Source organism: Streptomyces sp. FH025 (assembly GCF_017427025.1).
In the GTDB taxonomy this organism is placed as follows: domain Bacteria; phylum Actinomycetota; class Actinomycetes; order Streptomycetales; family Streptomycetaceae; genus Kitasatospora.
The window spans coordinates 1-3,982 of sequence record NZ_JAFLNG010000703.1; the positions used below are offsets into that span (position 1 = coordinate 1).

Genomic DNA, 3,982 nt, shown 5'->3' on the forward strand with positions numbered 1-3,982 from the left:
CACCGGGCAGCTGACTACGTTCTAGGACCGTGTCGATACGCCGTCAAGCGGCCGCGTCGAACTTGTTGACGAAACGTCAGCAAGGCTTCTCCGGGGTGTGGGTGCGCCCCGCGCGGGCGGGGCGCACCCGGTGGCTCAGTCGAGCGCGGTGAAGGCGCCGGGCGCGTAGGAGCCGCCCTGGTTCCGGACGATCACGCTCATCCGGTTGGCCGCGTTGATCATCGCGATCAGGCAGACCAGCGCGCCGACCTGGTCGTCGTCGTAGTGCTCGCGCACCGCAGCCCAGGTCGCGTCGGAGACGCCCTCGGCGCCGTCCGCGAGCCGGGTGCCCTCCTCGGCGAGCGCCAGCGCGGCGCGCTCGGCCTCGGTGAACACGGAGCTGTGGCGCCAGGCGGCCACCAGGTGGAGGCGCCGAGTCGTCTCCCCGGAGGCCGCGGCCTCCTGGGTGTGGATGTCCACGCAGAATCCGCAGCCGTTGATCTGACTGGCGCGCAGCGAAAGCAGCTCCTGGAGGCCCTTCGGGAGCGTCGACTCCTGGAGGGCCAGCGAGGTGCTGTAGAAGCGCTTGGCGACCTTGGCGGCGGTCGGGCTGTCGAACAGGTTGAAGCGGGGTTCCATCGTGTCGTCGTCCTCACTCGTTCCCGTCGGGGGCGGCCGCACCCGACGGTCACGAGACACGGACGGCCCGCGCCCCGTGACGGCGGGAAGCTGTGACGCACGCCACCGGCCGCGGATGTCACGCGCGAGCGTCGAGCGCTGTCCCGAGTGCGGAGGATCCGCGAGCGGAAGGACGGGACGGGGCATGAGCGAGCACAGCACGGACGCGGCGACGGAGGCGTTCGTCGCCCATCGCAACCTGCTGTTCACCGTCGCCTACGAGCTGCTCGGCTCGGCCGCCGACGCCGAGGACGTCCTTCAGGAGACCTGGCTGCGCTGGGTCGGTGTCGACCTCTCCGCCGTCCGTGACCCCCGCGCCTACCTGGTGCGCATCAGCACCCGTCAGGCGCTCAACCGGCTGCGGTCGGCGGCGCGGCGTCGGGAGTCCTACGTCGGCCCCTGGCTGCCCGAACCGCTGTTGACCTCGCCGGACGTCGCCGACGACGTCGAGCTCGCCGACAGTGTCTCGATGGCGATGCTGCTGGTGCTGGAGACCCTCGGTCCGACCGAGCGCGCGGTGTTCGTACTGCGCGAGGTGTTCGGCCTGGAGTACGAGGAGATCGCCGGGACGGTCGGCAAGACCCCCGCCACCGTCCGTCAGATCGCCCACCGGGCCCGCGCCCACGTCGCCGCGCGCCGCCCGCGGGGGGAGGTGACGCCCGCCGAGGCACGGCGGGCGGTGGAGGCCTTCCGCCGGGCCGTCGAGACCGGTGACCTGCGTGACCTGATGGACCTGCTCGCGCCCGATGTCGTGCTGCTGGGCGACGGCGGGGGAGTGGTCCGGGCCGCCCTGCGGCCGGTCGTGGGCGCAGGGCGGGTGGCCCAGTTGCTGCGCCGGATCGCCCTGCGGGCGGTGTCGCTGCGGGCGGAGCAGGTCAATGGCCACCCGGCGCTGGTGGTCCGGCTCGACGGCGAGATCGACACCGTGCTCGCGCTGCGCCTGGACGACGGTCTGGTCACCGGCCTCTACGCCGTCCGCAACCCGGAGAAGCTCTCCCGGATGACCAGCGAGACGGCTCTGCGGCGGTAGCCGCGCGTCGCCGCCCGGTCCGTCGCGTTCGACGGCTGTTCAGCGGATCGTGGCTCGGCCGATGATCTTTGACCGCTCCCGGAGCCTACGGTCAGGGCCCAAACCACCCCACTGGGAGCGAACATGCACGACGACCAGGCGGCCGACCGCGGCTGCGGCTGCCCCCGGACCGCCGACCTCGACGGGGACGGGTCCGCCGCCGCCGGCCGCCGCCGGTTCCTGCGCGGGGCCGGGCTGCTCGGGGCCGGGGTCGGCTCCGCCGGGCTGGGCCTGCTGACCGCCGGGCCCGCCTCGGCCGCCCCGAAGCCGGGCGACCGCCCGTCCGATCAGAACGACGGCAAGAAGCCGAAGAAGCGCAAGAACCGCTGGCAGCCCGATCCGGACGCCCGGCAGTTCACCGTGGCCGTGCTGCCCGACACCCAGTACCTGTTCGACCAGGACCGGATCCACCCCGCGCCGCTGGAGGCCTCCGTCCGCTACGTGCTCGACGGCGGGGTCAACCGCGAGGACGGCACGGACGACAACATCGTCTTCCTCGCCCACCTCGGCGACGTGACCGAGAACGGGCTGGCCGCCGAGTACGCCGAGGTCACCAAGGTGTTCGGCCTGCTGGACGACGCGGGCGCCGCCTACGGCGTGCTCGCCGGCAACCACGACGTCCGCTCCTCGACCGACGACCGGCGCGGCCCCACCCCGTACCTGGAGACCTTCAGCAAGGCCAGGGCCGCCCGCACCGCCGGCTACCGCTCCTCAAGCCCGGACGGCTACAACACCTGCCACGTCTTCCGGGCCGGTGGCCGGGACTGGATGCTGCTCTCGCTGGACTGGCGGCTGTCGGACGCGGGCTTCGCCTGGGCCAACGGCGTGATCGCCGCCAACCCGACGCTCCCGGTGATCCTGACCACCCATGAGCTGGCCTACGCCGACGCCGACGGCAAGGCCGCCCTGTCCGACTACGGCAAGCGGCTGTGGGAGAAGCTGATCAACGGCAACGACCAGATCTTCCTCACCGTCAACGGGCACTACTGGCCACCCGGCCGCACCGTGCTGAAGAACAGGGCCGGGCACGACGTGCACGTCCACATCACCAACTACCAGGACCGCTACTACGGCGGCGCCGCGATGCTCCGCAGCTACCGCTTCGACCTCGACCGCGACACCATCGACGTGTCGACCTTCTCGCCGTGGGTCCAGCAGACCGCCGCCGAACAGCGCAACGCGCTGGCGGCCCAGGAGGCGGAGCTGACCTCGGACGTGGACCGCTTCTCGATCCCGATCGACTTCGAGCGGCGCTTCGCCGGCTTCGCACCCGCCCCGCAGCGCCCGGCACGGGGGCCCGCCGAACTGCTGGTCCGGGACACCGTGGCCTACTGGCGCTTCGACGGCGGCGGCGGCGACGGTACGGCCGTCGGCGCGCAGCAGGTGGTCAAGGACCTGGCGGGGCAGGGCAACGACCTGCTGCTGCGGATCGCGCCGGGCACACCCGAGCCGGCGCTCACCTGGTCCGCCGAGCACCACCCCGACCAGCCGGGCCACGGCAGCGTGCTCTTCGACGGCAAGCGCTCCCCGGTGCGCGGCGGCTACCTGGAGACGGTGCCGAACGCGCCGGTGAACCGGGAGACCTTCGAGCGCGGCTTCACCGTCGAGGCCTTCTTCAAGCTCCCCGCGAACTGGGACTCCGGGCAGAGCCGCTGGTCGGCGATCCTCAGCCGCTGGGGAGCGGCCGGCGAGGCGGGCAAGAACGGCCCCTCGACGGACGCGGAGGAGCCGATCGCCACGCTCAGCGTCTCCGAGGCCCCGGCGCTCCAGTGGTGCGTCTACCCGCTCAGCCAGTCCGGGTCGTCCACCTGTTGGGGGCACCAGCTGCCGCTGGACCGGTGGTGGCACGTGGCGGTGGTCAACGACGGGAAGCTCAGCCGGATGTACGTGGAGGGCTGCGAGGTGGCGCGCAACCCCGCGACCCCGGCGGTCGGGCTGACCACGCTGGGGCGCCCCTGGATGCTCGGCGGCTACTCCTACGCGGGGCTGCTCGACAAGGTGTTCCACGGATACGTCGGCGACGTCCGGATCGTGCGGCGGGCGCTGCGGGTGGGCGAGTTCATGAACGCCCGCTGACCGCCCGCCTCGGAACGCAGGCACCGCCGGGCCCCCGGAAGGGCCCGGCGGTGCCCGGGTCACGCGTCGAACGAGTCGTCAGGCAGCGGCTCAGGCGCGACGGCCGCGCTTGCGGCGGGCGACGTAGACCGCGCCGCCGCCGGCGACCAGCAGCCCCGCGCCCACGGCCGCGAGCGGGCC

General features: G+C 73.1%; 3 protein-coding genes. 2 read left to right on the plus strand and 1 reads right to left on the minus strand.

Annotated elements, in window-relative coordinates:
• Nucleotides 1-135: 135 nt before the first annotated feature.
• Entirely contained in the window at nt 136-618 is a 483-nt protein-coding gene (locus tag J0670_RS32350) for a carboxymuconolactone decarboxylase family protein (RefSeq protein ID WP_207815614.1), read from the minus strand.
• A gap of 184 nt (nt 619-802) precedes the next feature.
• On the opposite strand from J0670_RS32350, the gene J0670_RS32355 reads away from it, so the two are divergent.
• Both J0670_RS32355 and J0670_RS32360 read left to right on the plus strand, forming a co-directional pair.
• Complete coding sequence (locus J0670_RS32355) at nt 803-1,687, plus strand: RNA polymerase sigma-70 factor (protein WP_207815616.1); 885 nt, start codon at nt 803-805, stop codon at nt 1,685-1,687.
• Nucleotides 1,688-1,810: 123 nt separating this feature from the next.
• Nucleotides 1,811-3,802: a LamG-like jellyroll fold domain-containing protein gene (locus tag J0670_RS32360; RefSeq protein WP_207815618.1), complete on the plus strand. Its 1,992-nt coding sequence runs from the start codon at nt 1,811-1,813 to the stop codon at nt 3,800-3,802.
• The last annotated feature ends 180 nt before the right edge of the window (nt 3,803-3,982 follow it).

Excerpts from the sequence above, each read along its gene's own strand:
- J0670_RS32350 (WP_207815614.1), bottom strand. The coding sequence starts at position 618 with ATGGAACCCCGCTTCAACCTGTTCGACAGCCCGACCGCCGCCAAGGTC.
- J0670_RS32355 (WP_207815616.1), top strand. The coding sequence starts at position 803 with ATGAGCGAGCACAGCACGGACGCGGCGACGGAGGCGTTCGTCGCCCAT.
- J0670_RS32360 (WP_207815618.1), top strand. The coding sequence starts at position 1,811 with ATGCACGACGACCAGGCGGCCGACCGCGGCTGCGGCTGCCCCCGGACC.